Annotated in this window: 15 protein-coding genes; 5 read left to right on the forward strand and 10 right to left on the reverse strand. The window is 73.1% G+C overall.

What is annotated here, in order from left to right; all coding sequences use genetic code 11:
• Nucleotides 1-48: 48 nt before the first annotated feature.
• The 4 genes from mshC to PV350_RS20755 form a co-directional block, all read right to left on the reverse strand.
• A complete protein-coding gene (gene mshC / locus PV350_RS20740) occupies nt 49-1,278 on the reverse strand; it encodes a cysteine--1-D-myo-inosityl 2-amino-2-deoxy-alpha-D-glucopyranoside ligase (protein ID WP_500335275.1) in 1,230 nt (409 codons plus the stop codon).
• 71 nt (nt 1,279-1,349) lie between these two features.
• Entirely contained in the window at nt 1,350-2,186 is an 837-nt protein-coding gene (locus PV350_RS20745) for an SCO1664 family protein (RefSeq protein WP_499510964.1), read from the reverse strand.
• Nucleotides 2,144-2,740, reverse strand: a complete 597-nt coding sequence (locus tag PV350_RS20750) for a DUF3090 domain-containing protein (protein WP_499510965.1) — start codon at nt 2,738-2,740, stop codon at nt 2,144-2,146. Before PV350_RS20750 ends, PV350_RS20745 begins: the two co-directional genes overlap by 43 nt.
• 58 nt (nt 2,741-2,798) lie before the next feature.
• Nucleotides 2,799-3,497: a histidine phosphatase family protein gene (locus PV350_RS20755; protein ID WP_499510966.1), complete on the reverse strand. Its 699-nt coding sequence runs from the start codon at nt 3,495-3,497 to the stop codon at nt 2,799-2,801.
• Between the two features lie 64 nt (nt 3,498-3,561).
• Between PV350_RS20755 and PV350_RS20760 the strand changes: the two genes are divergently transcribed.
• Nucleotides 3,562-4,563 (forward strand): magnesium and cobalt transport protein CorA, encoded by a 1,002-nt coding sequence (locus tag PV350_RS20760; RefSeq protein WP_500335277.1) that lies wholly within the window; start codon nt 3,562-3,564, stop codon nt 4,561-4,563.
• 48 nt (nt 4,564-4,611) lie between these two features.
• On the opposite strand, the gene PV350_RS20765 is transcribed toward PV350_RS20760, so the two are convergent.
• Nucleotides 4,612-5,400 carry a ferritin-like domain-containing protein gene (locus tag PV350_RS20765; protein WP_500335279.1) on the reverse strand — a complete coding sequence of 263 codons (789 nt, stop codon included), beginning with the start codon at nt 5,398-5,400 and terminating at the stop codon, nt 4,612-4,614.
• 274 nt (nt 5,401-5,674) lie between these two features.
• Here PV350_RS20765 and PV350_RS20770 point away from each other — a divergent pair, with 274 nt between their 5' ends.
• Complete coding sequence (locus tag PV350_RS20770; protein ID WP_499510969.1) at nt 5,675-6,280, forward strand: hypothetical protein; 606 nt, start codon at nt 5,675-5,677, stop codon at nt 6,278-6,280.
• 34 nt (nt 6,281-6,314) lie between these two features.
• On the opposite strand, the gene PV350_RS20775 is transcribed toward PV350_RS20770, so the two are convergent.
• On the reverse strand, nt 6,315-7,367 hold the full coding sequence (locus PV350_RS20775; RefSeq protein ID WP_499510970.1) for an LLM class F420-dependent oxidoreductase: 1,053 nt from the start codon (nt 7,365-7,367) through the stop codon (nt 6,315-6,317).
• Between the two features lie 126 nt (nt 7,368-7,493).
• Between PV350_RS20775 and PV350_RS20780 the strand changes: the two genes are divergently transcribed.
• Nucleotides 7,494-8,474: an aldo/keto reductase gene (locus tag PV350_RS20780; protein ID WP_499510971.1), complete on the forward strand. Its 981-nt coding sequence runs from the start codon at nt 7,494-7,496 to the stop codon at nt 8,472-8,474.
• A gap of 40 nt (nt 8,475-8,514) precedes the next feature.
• Nucleotides 8,515-10,539 (forward strand): helix-hairpin-helix domain-containing protein, encoded by a 2,025-nt coding sequence (locus PV350_RS20785; RefSeq protein ID WP_500335281.1) that lies wholly within the window; start codon nt 8,515-8,517, stop codon nt 10,537-10,539.
• A 58-nt stretch (nt 10,540-10,597) separates the two neighbouring features.
• Here PV350_RS20785 and PV350_RS20790 read toward each other — a convergent pair whose 3' ends face one another.
• The gene (locus tag PV350_RS20790; protein ID WP_499510973.1) at nt 10,598-11,209 is read right to left on the reverse strand and encodes a hypothetical protein; all 612 of its coding nucleotides are present in this window, start codon (nt 11,207-11,209) and stop codon (nt 10,598-10,600) included.
• Nucleotides 11,210-11,256: 47 nt separating this feature from the next.
• Between PV350_RS20790 and PV350_RS20795 the strand changes: the two genes are divergently transcribed.
• Nucleotides 11,257-11,445, forward strand: a complete 189-nt coding sequence (locus tag PV350_RS20795) for a DUF5703 family protein (RefSeq protein WP_319133625.1) — start codon at nt 11,257-11,259, stop codon at nt 11,443-11,445.
• A 69-nt stretch (nt 11,446-11,514) separates the two neighbouring features.
• Here PV350_RS20795 and PV350_RS20800 read toward each other — a convergent pair whose 3' ends face one another.
• The 3 genes from PV350_RS20800 to PV350_RS20810 form a co-directional block, all read right to left on the reverse strand.
• Nucleotides 11,515-12,429 carry a chaplin gene (locus PV350_RS20800; RefSeq protein WP_499510974.1) on the reverse strand — a complete coding sequence of 305 codons (915 nt, stop codon included), beginning with the start codon at nt 12,427-12,429 and terminating at the stop codon, nt 11,515-11,517.
• Between the two features lie 190 nt (nt 12,430-12,619).
• Nucleotides 12,620-12,853, reverse strand: a complete 234-nt coding sequence (locus PV350_RS20805; RefSeq protein WP_018559022.1) for a chaplin — start codon at nt 12,851-12,853, stop codon at nt 12,620-12,622.
• Between the two features lie 141 nt (nt 12,854-12,994).
• A partial coding sequence (locus PV350_RS20810; RefSeq protein WP_500335283.1) for a M20/M25/M40 family metallo-hydrolase occupies nt 12,995-14,084 on the reverse strand: 1,090 nt, incomplete at its 5' end.

Below are 14,084 nucleotides of genomic sequence, written 5' to 3' on the forward strand. Positions count from 1 at the left end.
TTCGTCAGGGGAGCCGGGGAGGCGGTGGGCCGGGCAGCTCCCGCGGCGTCAGAGCGCGACGCCGAGCAGGGCGTCCACCGCGCGGGAGACCAGGCCGGGGGCACCGGTGTCCGTGCCGCCCTCGGCTTCCTGCCGGGCGGCCCAGCGGTCCACGGCGGCGAGCGCGGCGGGGGCGTCCAGGTCGTCGGCGAGCGCCTCGCGGATCTCCGCCAGCAGCGCCTCGGCGGGCGGGCCGTCGGGCCGCGAGACGGCGGCGCGCCAGCGGGCCAGCCGCTCCACCGCGTCGGCGAGCACGGCGTCCGTCCACTCCCAGTCCTCGCGGTAGTGGTGGGCCAGCAGGCTGAGCCGTATGGCCGCCGCGTCCACCCCGTCGCGGCGCAGCTGGGAGACGAAGACGAGATTGCCCTTGGACTTGGACATCTTCTCGCCGTGCAGCGCGACCATGCCGGCGTGCACGTAGGCCTTCGCCATGGGGAACTCGCCGGTGAGCACCTGGGCGTGCGAGGCGCCCATCTCGTGGTGCGGGAAGGCGAGGTCGGAGCCGCCGCCCTGCACGTCGAAGCCCATGCCGAGGTGGTCCAGCGCGATGGCGACGCACTCGATGTGCCAGCCGGGGCGGCCCCGGCCCAGGCTGCCGCCGTCCCAGCTGGGCTCCCCCTCGCGGGCGGCGAGCCACAGCACGGGGTCGACGGGGTTCTTCTTGCCCGGGCGGTCCGGGTCGCCGCCGCGTTCGGCCGACAGCACGCGCATGGCGGCCGCGTCGAGGCGGGAGACGCTGCCGAAGTGCGGGTCGGAGTCGACGTGGAAGTAGATGTCGCCGTCCAGCTCGTAGGCCGCGCCGGCCTCGCGCAGCCGCTCGACCAGCGGGACGATCCCCGGGATGGCCTCGACGGCGCCGATGTAGTGGGCGGGCGGCAGCATCCGCAGCGCGGTCATGTCCTCGCGGAACAGGGTGGTCTCGCGCTCGGCGAGGGCCGTCCAGTCCTCGCCGGTCTTGTCGGCCCGCTCCAGCAGCGGGTCGTCGACGTCGGTGACGTTCTGGACGTAGTGGACCTGGCGCTTCGTGTCCAGCCACACGCGCTGCACGAGGTCGAACGCGTTGTAGGTGGCCGCGTGACCCATGTGGGTGGCGTCGTAGGGGGTGATCCCGCACACGTAGATGCGGGCGACCGGACCGGGGCTCAGGGTTACCGGGCCACCGGTCGCGGTGTCGTGGAGGCGGAGGTCGCGCCCGGTGCCCGGGAGGGCAGGGACGTCGGAAGCGGGCCAGGCATGCATGTCATGAGATTAACCGCCCGCGTGATCCACAAACGAACGGTGGGTCCTCCCGGGACGGCCGGCCCCGACGTTCAGATGGGCGGCCAGGGGATCGCGGGCCACTCCCCCGAGGGCTCGGGATGACGTCCCGAGCCCAGCAGCGCGGCGACGCGGGCCCGCAGGGCGTCGAGCTCGGCAGGCGTGATGAGCTCGGCCAGCCGGGCCCCGAGGCCCCCGTCGGCGAGCTCCGCGGAGAGCTTGCCGAGGACCTCGGCGGTCTCGTCGGTGAGCGGCTCGCCGGCCCAGCCCCACAGGAGGGTGCGCAGCTTGTTCTCCGTGTTGAAGGTCACGCCGTGGTCGATGGCGTACAGCTGCCCGTCGGCGGCCGGCAGCAGGTGGCCGCCCTTGCGGTCGGCGTTGTTGATCACGGCGTCCAGGACGGCCAGCCGACGCAGCCGGGTGTCGTCGGCGTGCACCAGCAGCGCGGTGCGGCCCTCGCCCACCTCGGCGAAGCCGACGGCCTTCCAGCCGTCGCCCGGTTCGTCCCCCTCGACGAGGGCGAGGAGCCCTTCGCCGGCCTCCTCGGGGGTCTCGATCCACAGCTGCACCATGCCCTCGCCGTACGGGCCGTCCCGCAGCACGGTCGGCGGCACCAGGCCCCAGCCGGTGGCCTCGGAGACCAGGTAGGCGGCGACCTCGCGCTGGGCGAGCGTCCCGTCGGGGAAGTCCCACAGCGGCCGCTCGCCCGCCACCGGCTTGTACACGCAGTGGGCGCGCACGCCCTCGTGCTCGACCGCGCAGTAGAGCACCGCGTTGGAGGCGTCGCGCAGCCGCCCGCGCACGGTCAGTTCACCGTGCGCGAGCAGCTCGGCGGCTATGTCCCCGCTCAGGCCGTCGCCGACCGCCGGTACCCGTTCTGACGCGGGCATACGTGTCCTTCCGGGTCCAGGGGCAGGCTGCACAGCGGGCAGGGCGGGCGGCCGGCCGCGACGACGTCGAGAGCGCGCTTGGCGAAGGAACGGGCCTGGGCGCCGGTCAGGCGCACCCGCAGCAGCGGCGGGCCGTTCTCATCGTCCTGCAGGAGCATCTCCTCGGCGGCTTCGAGGTCGTCCTCGTCCTCGGCCTCGATCTCGACCAGCGCCTGGGCCTCCAGGATCATTCGTTCCTCGGCGCCGTCCCAGGCCAGGGCCATGGTGCCGACCCGGAACTCCTCCTCGACGGGGACCTCGAGCGGCCTGTTGTCGAGCAGCTCCGTGGGGGCCACGGCGGGTACGGGGGCGGAACCGCCGGTGCGGCGCACGACCTCGTCCAGCAGCTCGTCGATGCGCTCGGCAAGTGCCTCGACCTGGGTCTTCTCCAGCGCAACGCTGGTCGTCCGGCCGGCGGCGCTCGCCTGCAGGAAGAAGATGCGTTGGCCCGGTTGGCCTACGGTGCCGGCGACGAAGCGTTCGGGCTTGTCGTAGAGGAACACCTGACGAGGCACGTCCTGCTCCGTTTTCTCGGTGTCTTCGGGGTCCGGTCCACCCTACTGCGGAAGCTGATCACGGTGCGCCCGCACCGCCTCCGACCTCCGCGTCGCCCGGGGCCGTGGTGGGCCGCTCCCTCGGGCGCAGGCTTTCCAGGCTGCCGGTGTCGCCGAGCCGGAGCAGAAAGGGCCGCTCCGGGGTGTAGCGGATCGCGGTGACCGAGCAGGGGTCGACGGCGATGCGCTGGAAGAGGTCCAGGTGCATGCCGAGGGCGTCGGCGACGACGGACTTGATGATGTCGCCGTGGGAGCACATCACGTAGAGGGCGTCGGGGCCGTGGGTCTCCTCGATGCGGGCGTTCCACTCGCGCACCGCGTCGACCGCGCGGGCCTGCATGGCGCGCACCGACTCGCCCCCCTCGCCGGGGAAGACGGCGGCCGAGGGGTAGCGCTGCACCACGCCCCACAGCGGCTCGTCGGCCAGCTCGGCGATCTTGCGGCCGCTCCAGTCGCCGTAGGCGCACTCCGAGATGCGCTCCTCGACGTGGAGCGGGACGTCGGGCAGCGCGTCCAGGAGCGGCTGCAGGGTCTCCCGGCACCGCTGCAGCGGGCTGGTGACCACGGCGGCCGGCGGCAGTCCGGCCAACCGGGCGGCCAGCGCGGCGGCCTGGTCACGTCCGGTCTCGTCGAGGGCGACTCCGGGGAGCCGTCCGGCCAGCACTTTCTCCGCGTTGGCGGTGGACCGGCCGTGCCGGACCAGGATCACGGTGGGCATGACCGCCACCATACGACCCCGGGTTGTCCGGTGTGGCGCCGACGTAACGCGGAAGAAGACAGGTGTGATCGTCGACTGCGCCATTTACCGCGACGGGGAGCGCACCTCGGCCCCCGACGACCTCTCCGACGCGCTGGACGCGGCGCGGGCGACGGACGGGGCGTTCGTGTGGATCGGCCTGTACGAGCCGACGGAGAAGGAGTTCGACCTCGTCAGCCGCGAGTTCGGGCTGCACTCGCTGGCCGTGGAGGACGCGCTCTGCGCCCACCAGCGGCCCAAGCTGGAGGTGTACGAGGGCTCGCTCTTCCTGGTGCTCAAGCCGGTCTCGTACGACGACGAGCGGGACACGGTCTCCGCGGGCGAGCTGATGATCTTCGTCGGGGAGGGCTTCGTCGTCACCGTGCGCCACGGCGAGGCGATCGCCCCGGGTGAGATCCGGCACCGCCTGGAGGCGGAGCACGAGGTCCTCAAGCACGGACCGACCGCGGTGATGTACGCCATCAGCGACACCGTGGTCGACGACTACATGGTGGTCGCGGCCGACCTCCAGGCCGACCTGGAGGACCTGGAGACGGAGGTCTTCGCCCCGGAGGTCCGCAGGTCCGTCGCGCGCCAGGGCGCCGAGAGCACGGCGAGCCGGATCTACGGGTTCAAGCGCCAGCTGCTGGAGTTCCGGCGGGCGACCGCGCCCCTGATGCAGCCGATGATCCGGCTCTCGGCGGGCACCGTGCCGCACGTGGCGCCCAGCACCCAGCCCTTCTTCCGCGACGTGGCCGACCACCTGACCCGGGCCAACGAGCTGGTGGACAGCCTCGACCGGCTGCTCAGCGACGTGCTGAGCTCCCATCTGACCCAGGTCGGGGTGCGGCAGAACGACGACATGCGCAAGATCTCGGCGTGGGCCGCCATGGCGGCGGTACCCACCATGATCGCGGGCATCTACGGCATGAACTTCCGGTACATGCCCGAACTCCACCAGGTGTGGGGGTATCCCGCGGTCCTGGCGGTCATCGCCGTGTCCGAGGTCCTGCTGTACCGGACGTTCAAACGGCACGGCTGGCTCTGAGCGGTCTCCCGGCCCCACGCGGGTGCGGGCGAGGGGCCGGGAGGCGGCTCAGACCGCCGGCTCGGCCGCGGGTTCGGGGCCGCCGAGGGCGTCGAGGCGCTGGGGCATGGCGAGCCTGACCATCCGCCGCCAGCCGCCCAGGCGTTCGTACGCGTACGTCCCGTGGATCCCCGCCCGCAGCACCGCGGCCTTCGCCCCGGACCAGCCGAGGATCCGGCCCATGTGGTCCATGACGGCGAGGCTGACGTCGCGGTAGATGCGGATCTCGGCGTGGGCGCATTCGCGCAGCACCCGCTGGATGGTCGCGCCGTGGCCGGCGTGGGCGAAGCGCAGCAGTTCCTCGTGGCAGTAGGCCAGGTGGTTGTCCTCGTCGGCGGAGATCATGCGGACCGCCCTGCCGATGTCGGGGTGTTCCGCGAAGTACCTGGTGAGCAGGGCCATCTGCTCGGAGGCGCGCTGCTCGGTGACCCGGCTGTGGGCGAGGTAGGTGACGATGTCCCGCACGGTCAGGGGCTCGTCGCGGCGCAGCTTGTCGTGGGCGAGGCCGATGCCGCCGCGTTCGAGGAGCATGGTGTAGTCGGTGTCCGGGGGGACCGGGACGGGTTCGAGACCGCGCTTGCGCATCAGGGCGTGGAAGATCCGGCCGTGCTTGTCCTCGTCGGCGCCGTGCCGGGCGATCTTGGGGGCCAGTTCACGCTGGGACTCGGGGACCAGTGCGGCGATCCTGCCGTTCTCCCAGCCGCCCTGCGACTCACCGCTGGCGGCGATCGAGCAGAACAGCCGGAAGGAGTCGTCGTTGTCGAGGATCTCCTGGAACAGACTCCGGGCGGAGAGCATGCCGTACCTCCTGCGCAAATCGGGCATACGCAAAAGAAAAGTCAAGTCGCCCGCAAAGCATGAGGCAACAGGCCCGGGCGTCAACTCGGCCGAACGGATGAGAGCCGTCCCGCACGGGGCACGTAACCCCTGGCCCTTCCGAGCGTTGTGTTTGGTGACGGCCGTGGCGGGGAAGACCCCCGAGCCCCCACCACGGCCGCGGAAACCGAGGGGCCCCGCCGCCGGCCGAAGTGCCCGTGATTTCATAGCCCCTCGGAGGGGTCACGACCAAGTCATGTTCAGCAAGGCGACGCGCAGCCGGACGACGGCACGCCCCAAAGGCCCGGCGGGCTCGGACTGGGCCCCTTACGCGCGCCTGGACGACGCGGCCCGCGCCTACTTCCTCCACGCGGACGTGGCCCTCGAGGCGATCGACGGCGTCCTGGGCCGGCGGCGGGTCCGCGGTTTCACCCTCGAACGCGTCGTCGACCTGACGGAGGCCGGCACCTCGGTGTGGCAGGAGGCCGCGGTCTGCGACGGCCGGCGGCTCATCCTGTGGCACAGCGAGGAGGTCGCCGACGAGGAGGCGCCGGGTGGACGGGTGCTGGACTCCTCCGTGCAGGTGCTGCCCCTGGACTCGATCGGCCACGTCGGCATGCGCACCCTGGTCGGCCGCGACGAGCAGGGCCGGCGGATCGACCGCGGCGTCTTCGTGGTGCTGGCCACCGCCACGCCGCAGGAACTGAGCGCGGTGCACGGTGACGCCGACGGCGGCGTCACCTCGGCCCGCTTCCGGCCGGAGGCCTTCCGGTTCAGCAAGTCCCTCGACGACGGCGGGCCCGGCCAGATAGCGCGCCTGATCGCCTTCGGGCGGATGATGGGGCGCCTGGTCCCGGGCTGAGCCGGGACCGGCGCCGAGGGACCGCCGCGCTCCCCTAGCCGGCGAGCCCGGCGCGCTCCAGCGCCTCCACGCCCGCGCGCAGCGCCGCGACCCGCTCGTCCAGGGTGAACCCGGCCGGGGCCAGGGTCAGCGTGGTGACGCCGGCGGCCGCGTAGGCCTGCATCCGGTCGGCGATCCGCTCCACGGAGCCCAGCAGGGTGGTGGAGTCGATGAGTTCGCGCGGGATCGCGGCGGCGGCGCCCTCCTTGTCGCCGGACAGGTACTTGTCCTGGATCTCGGCGGCCTCCTTCTCGTACCCCATGCGCTGCGCGAGCTGGTTGTAGAAGTTCTGCTTGCGGCTGCCCATCCCGCCCACGTACAGGGCGGTGTAGGGGCGGAAGAGGTCGGCGAGCGCGTCCACGTCCTCGCCGACGGCGAGCGGCACGGTCGGGCAGACGTCGAAGCCGTCCATGCTCTTCCCCGCCTTCTCGCGGCCGGCCCGGATGTGGCGGAGCGCGGTGTCCTCCAGGTGGGCGGCGGAGGGGAAGATCAGCAGCGCGCCGTCGGCGATCTCACCGGTCTGCTCCAGGTTCTTCGGGCCGATCGCTGCGATGTACAGCGGGATGCGCTCGCGCACCGGGTGCACGGTCAGCTTCAGCGCCTTGCCGGGGCCGCCGGGCAGCGGCAGCGTCCAGTGCTCGCCCTCGTGGCTCAGCCGCTCCCGCGACATCGCCTTGCGGACGATCTCGACGTACTCGCGCGTGCGCGCCAGCGGCTTGTCGAACTTCACGCCGTACCAGCCCTCGGAGACCTGCGGGCCGGAGACGCCCAGGCCCAGCCGGAAGCGGCCGCCGGACAGGGAGTCGAGGGTGGCGGCGGTCATCGCGGTCATCGCGGGCGTACGGGCCGGGATCTGGAAGATGGCCGAGCCGACGTCGATGCGCTCGGTCTGCGCGGCGACCCAGGACAGCACGGTGGGCGCGTCGGAACCGTAGGCCTCGGCCGCCCAGCACACGGAGTAGCCGAGGCGGTCGGCCTCCTGCGCCACGGCGAGGTTGTCGGCGTCCATCCCGGCGCCCCAGTAGCCGAGGTTGATCCCGAGCCGCATGGCGATCCCCTTACCGATGAGTAACGTCGTTGTCCCCCGGACCTTATCGCTCCGGGCGCGCGCCGGCGCCTGTCGGGTACGTCACTCCTGCCCAAAGGTCCCGGACGCACAGTAATCTCACCCCTCATGGAGCAAAGGCACCTCGGCCGTACGGGACTGCGCGTGTCCCGGCTCGGGCTCGGCACGCTGACCTGGGGGCGCGACACCGGCGAACTCGACGCCGCCGACCAGCTCAAGGCCTTCTGGGAGGCCGGGGGCACGCTCGTGGACACCGCCGACGTCTACGGGGACGGCGGCGCCGAGTACCTCCTCGGCCGGCTGGTCGAGGACCTGGTGCCGCGCTCGGACCTGGTGATCGCCACCAAGGCCGGCAGCGTGCCCGACCCCTACCGCCGCTTCGACGCCTCGCGCGGCCACCTGCTCGCCGCCCTGGACGCCTCCCTGCAGCGGCTCGGCACGGACCACGTCGACCTGTGGCAGGTGCACGCGTACGACACGACCACCCCGCTGGACGAGACGCTGCAGGCCCTCGACCTGGCCGTGAGCTCCGGCCGTGCCCGCTACGTCGGCGTGTCCAACTTCTGCGGCTGGCAGCTGGCCAAGGCGGCCACCTGGCAGCAGGCCGTGCCGACGCGCACACCGCTGGCCAGCACGCAGATGGAGTACTCGCTGCTGCAGCGCGGCATCGAGCGCGAGGTGCTGCCCGCCGCGCTGGACCTGGGGGTGGGGCTGCTGCCGTCCTCGCCGCTCGGACGCGGGGTGCTGACCGGCAAGTACCGGCACGGGACCCCGCAGGACTCCCGCGGCGGCTCCGAGGACATGGCGCCCTTCGTCGCCCCGTACCTGGACGAGACGGCCCGGCTCATCGTGGACGCGCTGGCCATAGCGGCCGACGGGCTGGCCGCCAGCCCGCTGCAGGTGGCGCTCGCCTGGGTGCGGGACCGTCCCGGCGTCACCGCGCCGATCGTCGGGGCGCGCAACGCCCAGCAGCTCGCTGCGGCGTTGTCAGTGGAGACCCTTAGTCTTCCGGATGAGATCTGCCAGGCGCTGGACGACGTCTCTGCGCCGGTGCACCGCTATCCGGACCACGACTGGAGCACGCTGTGATCGGGCCCCGACCGTAGTCCGCCGTACAACGGAGGCCATCGTGACCGAGGACCGCGACGACCACGACCGCGAGGACCGCGCCGAGCCCGAGGGCGCCGCCGGCGAGGAGACCGCGGCTCCCCGGCGGCCCCGGCCCTCGACCGAGGGCGTCGGTGCGCAGCTCCCCGCCGAACTCACGGACCTGGCCGCGGCGGTGCGGGCGATCGAACGCGGCGAGCGCCCCGCGGCGCCGGTGAAGAGCGGCGGGCCCGCACGTCCCGCGGCGTCGCCGCCCGCGGCCGCGCCCTCCCCCGCCCCGGCGCCGGCCCCGGTGGCGCGGCCCGTGCTGCCCGCGCAGCTCAGCGGGGACGCCGTGGCGGCCGCGCGGACGGTGCTCGCGGCGGGCGGGGCACCGGAGAGCCTCGCCGAGGCCGCCGTGGCGGCGCTGGGCGAGCGGGCCGGGGAGACGTTGCGCGAGGACCCGTGGCAGGTGCTGGCGCTCGCCGGGGTCCGGGTGGACCAGGCCGACGGCTTCGCCAAGGCGCTGCTCGGCGGCGAGGGCGGCCCCGACGACGGGCGGCGGGTGCGCGCGCTGGTCGTCTGGCTGCTGGAACGGGCCGCCGAGCGGGGCCACACCGCGCTCGAGTGGGCCACGCTCGGTGCGGCGCTCGGGCAGAACGGGGTCACCGACGCCGAGGAGACCCTGAAGGCCGCCGTCGCGGACGGCCTGGTGCTGGTCTTCCACGTCCCGGACGAGAGCGCCGGTGCCCGTCCGGCGGCCGACGAGGAGGACGAGGAGGCGCCGGTGCGGCTGCTCCTCGGCCTGGACCGCTACGCGCTCGCCGAGGAAAGCCTCGCGGACGGCCTGAGCAGGCTCCTCAACACCTTCGACGCGGACGAGTCGCAGGACTGGGAGGGCGCGGCCGCGGCGGCCCCGTCCCCGTCCGCCGCGGCGCTGGTCCGGGCGGTCGCCGGGAGCGGGCTGGTCGCCCACACCGGCGCGGAGGCGGCCCGGGCGGAACCGGCGGCGCTGGTCGCGGCCGCCCGGTCGCTGGGGCTGCGGGCCTGGGCCGTCGCGGCCACCGAGGACGGCAGGCGGCGGCTGGCCGGGTCCGTGGACGCGGAGGCGACCGCCACCCTCGCCGGGCTGCTGGCGGGCCACGAGGGCCCCGGCCGGGACGAGGACGGCGCGCTGGCGCTGGACCTGCTGGCGGTGCTGGACGCGCCCCAGCTCGACGTGGAGACGGCCGCGACCCTGGTGGAATCCGTGCCCGACGGGGCGCGCCTGGTGCTCTCCGGGGACCCGGCGGTGCTGTGGTCCGCGGGCCCCGGCCGGGTCTTCTCCGACCTGCTGGCGGCGAAGGTGTGCCCGCAGGTCGCCTCGCGCACGCCCGACCCCGGCCCCATCGGCGAGCTGGTCTCCGGGATCGGCTTCGGCGAGCTGGCCACCGTCGACGCCCCCGGGAAGGAGGTCGTGATCGTCCCGGTGCGGGACGCCGGCGAGGCCGTGCACCGCACGGTCCAGCTCGTCGCGGACTCCGTGCCCCGGGCCATCGGCGTGCCCCCGGAGCAGACCCAGGTGATCACCCCGGGCCACGGCGGTGCCGCCGGCACCCGGGCGCTCAACGCCGCGCTCAAGGAGCGCCTCAACCCCGGTCCCGGCCGCTTCGGCGGCTTCGACCCGGGTGACCGGATCGTGCACGCCCCGGTCCCCGGGACGGCCGTGCCGGGCACCGTCGTCTCCGCCGGCACGGAGGGACTGCGGCTCGACTGCGGGGGGACGCCCGTGGTGGTCGCGCCCGACGCGGTGACCGCCCAGGTGCGGCACGGCTGGGCGGTCACGGCGCACCAGGCGGCGGGCCGCCGCTGGCCGGCCGCCGTCGTCGTCCTGCCGGGGGACGCCACCCCGGCCCTGACCCGGGCCTGGATCTACACCGCGTTCAGCCGCGGGGAGCGCCATCTGTCCGTGGTGCAGGGCGTCGACCAGGCACTCCCGCACGCGGTGGCGGAGGTTCCCGCCCGGGACCGGACGACACGCCTGCGGGACATCCTGCGCGAGCAGGCGGCGGCCGCCGCGGCGGAGTGATCCGCCGCACGGGCCCGGGCGGCTCCCCCGGGCCCGCGGGAGCCGCGCCCGCGCCCGGTCAGGCCAGCCGGTCGAGCTCGTCCGCGTCGGCGTCGTCGTAGACCGCGCTGACGTCGAGGCGGAAGAGCAGATGCCGCGGGTCCGCCTGGTCGAAGGGCGCGGCGAGCCACTCGCCCGGCTCGGCGGGCTCCGCCGCGGTGACCCAGAGCGTGGAGTCGCCCTCCTCCAGGCCGAACTCCTTGTGGCGCTCGGCGATCTCGTCGGGCTCGTACTCCCCGAAGAGGGCACCCACCGCCGTGCCGATGTCCCCGCCCTCGGCCGCGGCGGTTTCGGATACCCCTTCCGCCTGCCTGCGCAGCCGCTGCGGGTCGGCCACGGTGTAGTCCCGGCGGATCAGGACGCTGATCGCGCCCGGTTCACCGGGGCCGGAGTAGTCGGGGAGGGTGTCCCCGAGCGGCACCTCGAAGGGGGTGACCTCGTCGTAGGTGTCGTAGAGCAGCTCGTCGTAGGCCTCGGCGGCCGAGGCGAGGCCCTCGAAGGCCTGGTAGACCGCGGGATCGTCCTCCCCGGTGCGGTTCTCGATCGCGTCCAGGTGGCGGTCCAGCGCGGCTTTCACCGCCTCGACGGCGGCTCGTACCTCGGCAACGGTGGGCTGCGCGGCATCAGACATGCAGAAGACGCTATCCGTACCGAGGCGCTCCCCGCACAATAGATGCGATGCCTGAATACGAATTCAGAGATGTGTACGTGCCACGGGGAGTCTCCCGCAAGGAGGCTCATCGCCTGCTGACCGACCACGCCGAGTACGGTCACTGGGAGCTCGACCGGCTCCGCCTCTACCCGGACGGCAGTCGCAGGGTGCGGCTGCGCCGCCGGATCATCCGGCAGATACGCGCCACCTGGTGAGGTCGCCGGCACGCCGAACGGGGCCCCGCGAACCGCGGGGCCCCGCTCGAAGGGGTGAGACCGGAAGGCTCAGTTCCTGACCGCGCGGGCGCGGCGGAAGAGCACCGCGCCGCCCAGCAGGAGACCGGCGCTGGTCAGCAGGCCCGTGGCGATGTCGCCGGCACCGGTGCGGGCCAGGGACGGACCGCCGCCGTGGCCCATGGACTGCGGCTGGTTGCCGCCGCCGTTGCCACCGCCGCCGTTGCCACCGCCGCCGTTGCCACCACCGTTGTTCTCCTTGCCCGGCTTGTGGCGGTTGCCGTGGTGCCCGGGCTTGTGGTGGTGACCCTTGCCCTTGCCGCCGTGGTGGTAGCCACCGTTGTTGACGCAGGCGTTGCCCGCCGCCGGGTTCAGGATCCCGATGGCGTCGATCGTGTTGCCGCAGACGTTGACCGGGATGTTGATCGGCGCCTGGATCACGTTGCCGGACAGGACGCCCGGGGAGCCGACCGCTGCGGCACGCGCCGAGGCGCCGCCACCGTGACCGTAGCCGTAGCCGTCGTCACCGCTGTGGCCCTTGCCGTAGCCCTTGCCGCCGCCGTAGCCCTTGCTGCCGCCCTGGCCGTAGCCCTTGCCGCCGCCGTGGCCCTTGCCGCCGTCCTTGTCGCGGTAGCTGCCGCTGTCCTTCTTGCCGTAGCCCCCGCTCTCCTTCTTCCCGTAGCCCTTGCCCTGGCCGTAGCCGTGGCCCTTGCCCTGGTCGATGGAGCCGTTGACGCAGGTGTTGCCCGCCGCCGAGTTGAGGAGCCCGACGACGTTGACGGTGTTGCCACAGGCGTTGATCGGAATGTTCACCGGCGCCTGGATGGTGTTGCCGGACAGAACGCCCGGAGAGCCGGCGGCGACCCCGGACGCGTGGGAGTCCGCGTAGGCCATACCGCCGGTGACGGCGAGCACGCCGCCTGTCGCGACTGCGGTGAGCAGCCCCTTTTTCGCGACTTGTCGCATTTGAATGTCCCTGCCTCTTGCTTTTCCGATACGGAAACCGGCGGACAATCGCCCGCCGGGGGAATGAATGACCCCCCGGGGCCGGATAACCGGTGTCCCACCCCTAGCCGGTGCGGCGGCCCCGGAACGCGGAGATGGCGCATCCGGGGCCGCCGGGATCAGGCCTGCAACGATGCGGCCCGCCGCGACGTCAGTTGTTGAAGCAGGCGTTGCCCAGGGCCGGGTTCAGCAGCCCCACGATGTTGATCGTGTTGCCGCACAGGTTGACCGGGATGTTGACGGGCACCTGGATCACATTGCCGGAGAGGACCCCCGGGGAACCGACAGCGGCGGCCTGAGCGCCGGAGTCGGCGACGGCCACGCCGGCACCCGCAGCCACGAGCCCTCCGGTGACAGCGGCAGCAGCGACGACCTTCTTGATCATTTTTCCTCCTTGTTGGCAAAACGGCCCCGACCTCGGACCGCACACGAACCAACGACTCGGAAGAAGGCGCGCTACTGCCGCCGGGATTCATTCACTCTTTTCGGCTAAGCGGCAAGAAATGTCGATAATGCGAGCGTCGTTTCAGCAGTTCGCAAGGAACCGGTCGAGAACACGGACGCCGAACTTCAGTCCGTCGACCGGTACCCGCTCGTCCACGCCGTGGAACATTCCGGCGAAATCGAGCTCCGGCGGCAGCTGCAGCGGGGCGAATCCGAAGCAGCGGATCCCCAGGTCGTCGAAGGACTTGGCGTCGGTCCCGCCGGACAGGCAGTACGGCACCGCGCGGGCGATCGGGTCCTCGGCCTTCAGCGCCGCCTGCATGGCGTCGACCAGGGCGCCGTCGAAGCTGGTCTCCAGCGCCTTGTCGGAGTGCACGTCCTCGCGCTTCACCCGGGGGCCGAGGATCCGGTCGACGTCGGCCAGGAACTCCTCCTCGTGCCCGGGCAGGAAGCGGCCGTCGACGTGCGCGGTGGCCTGACCGGGGATGACGTTCACCTTGTAGCCGGCGCCCAGCATCGTGGGGGCCGCGGTGTTGCGCAGCGTGGCCCCGATGATCTTGGCGATGCCGCCGAGCTTGGCGAGCGTGGTCTCCATGTCCTCCGGGTCGAGCTCGGTACCGAGGGCGTCGCCCAGCTCGTCCAGGAAACCGCGCACGGACTTGGTCACCCGCACCGGGAACTCGTGCCGGCCGAGCCGGCCGACCGCCTCGCAGAGCTCGGTGATGGCGTTGTCGGTGTTGGTCATGGACCCGTGGCCGGCGGTGCCGTCCACGGTCAGCCGCATCCAGTGCATGCCCTTCTGGGCGGTCTCGATCAGGTACAGGCGCACGTCCTCGTTGACGGTGAAGGAGAAGCCGCCCACCTCGCCGATGGCCTCGGTCACGCCCTCGAAGAGCCCGGGGTGGCGGTCGACCAGGTGCCGCGCCCCGTAGACGCCGCCCGCCTCCTCGTCCGCGAGGAAGGCCAGCACGATGTCGCGGGGCGGACGGCGGCCGCTGCGCAGCATGTCGCGCACGACGGCCAGGGTCATCGCGTCCATGTCCTTCATGTCGACGGCGCCGCGTCCCCACACGCACCCGTCGGCGATCTCGCCGGAGAAGGGATGGTGGGTCCAGTCGTCCGCGTTCGCGGGCACGACGTCGGTGTGGCCGTGGATCCTGCTGATCCACGGC

The sequence above is a fragment of the Streptomyces sp. PA03-6a genome (assembly GCF_033792765.1).
Taxonomy (GTDB): domain Bacteria; phylum Actinomycetota; class Actinomycetes; order Streptomycetales; family Streptomycetaceae; genus Actinacidiphila.

What these genes read in the sequence shown, in the direction of transcription:
- mshC (WP_500335275.1), bottom strand. Translation starts at nt 1,278, where the DNA reads ATGCATGCCTGGCCCGCTTCCGACGTCCCTGCCCTCCCGGGCACCGGG.
- PV350_RS20745 (WP_499510964.1), bottom strand. Translation starts at nt 2,186, where the DNA reads ATGCCCGCGTCAGAACGGGTACCGGCGGTCGGCGACGGCCTGAGCGGG.
- PV350_RS20755 (WP_499510966.1), bottom strand. Translation starts at nt 3,497, where the DNA reads ATGCCCACCGTGATCCTGGTCCGGCACGGCCGGTCCACCGCCAACGCG.
- PV350_RS20765 (WP_500335279.1), bottom strand. Translation starts at nt 5,400, where the DNA reads ATGCTCTCCGCCCGGAGTCTGTTCCAGGAGATCCTCGACAACGACGAC.
- PV350_RS20770 (WP_499510969.1), top strand. Translation starts at nt 5,675, where the DNA reads ATGTTCAGCAAGGCGACGCGCAGCCGGACGACGGCACGCCCCAAAGGC.
- PV350_RS20775 (WP_499510970.1), bottom strand. Translation starts at nt 7,367, where the DNA reads ATGCGGCTCGGGATCAACCTCGGCTACTGGGGCGCCGGGATGGACGCC.
- PV350_RS20780 (WP_499510971.1), top strand. Translation starts at nt 7,494, where the DNA reads ATGGAGCAAAGGCACCTCGGCCGTACGGGACTGCGCGTGTCCCGGCTC.
- PV350_RS20790 (WP_499510973.1), bottom strand. Translation starts at nt 11,209, where the DNA reads ATGTCTGATGCCGCGCAGCCCACCGTTGCCGAGGTACGAGCCGCCGTC.
- PV350_RS20795 (WP_319133625.1), top strand. Translation starts at nt 11,257, where the DNA reads ATGCCTGAATACGAATTCAGAGATGTGTACGTGCCACGGGGAGTCTCC.
- PV350_RS20800 (WP_499510974.1), bottom strand. Translation starts at nt 12,429, where the DNA reads ATGCGACAAGTCGCGAAAAAGGGGCTGCTCACCGCAGTCGCGACAGGC.
- PV350_RS20805 (WP_018559022.1), bottom strand. Translation starts at nt 12,853, where the DNA reads ATGATCAAGAAGGTCGTCGCTGCTGCCGCTGTCACCGGAGGGCTCGTG.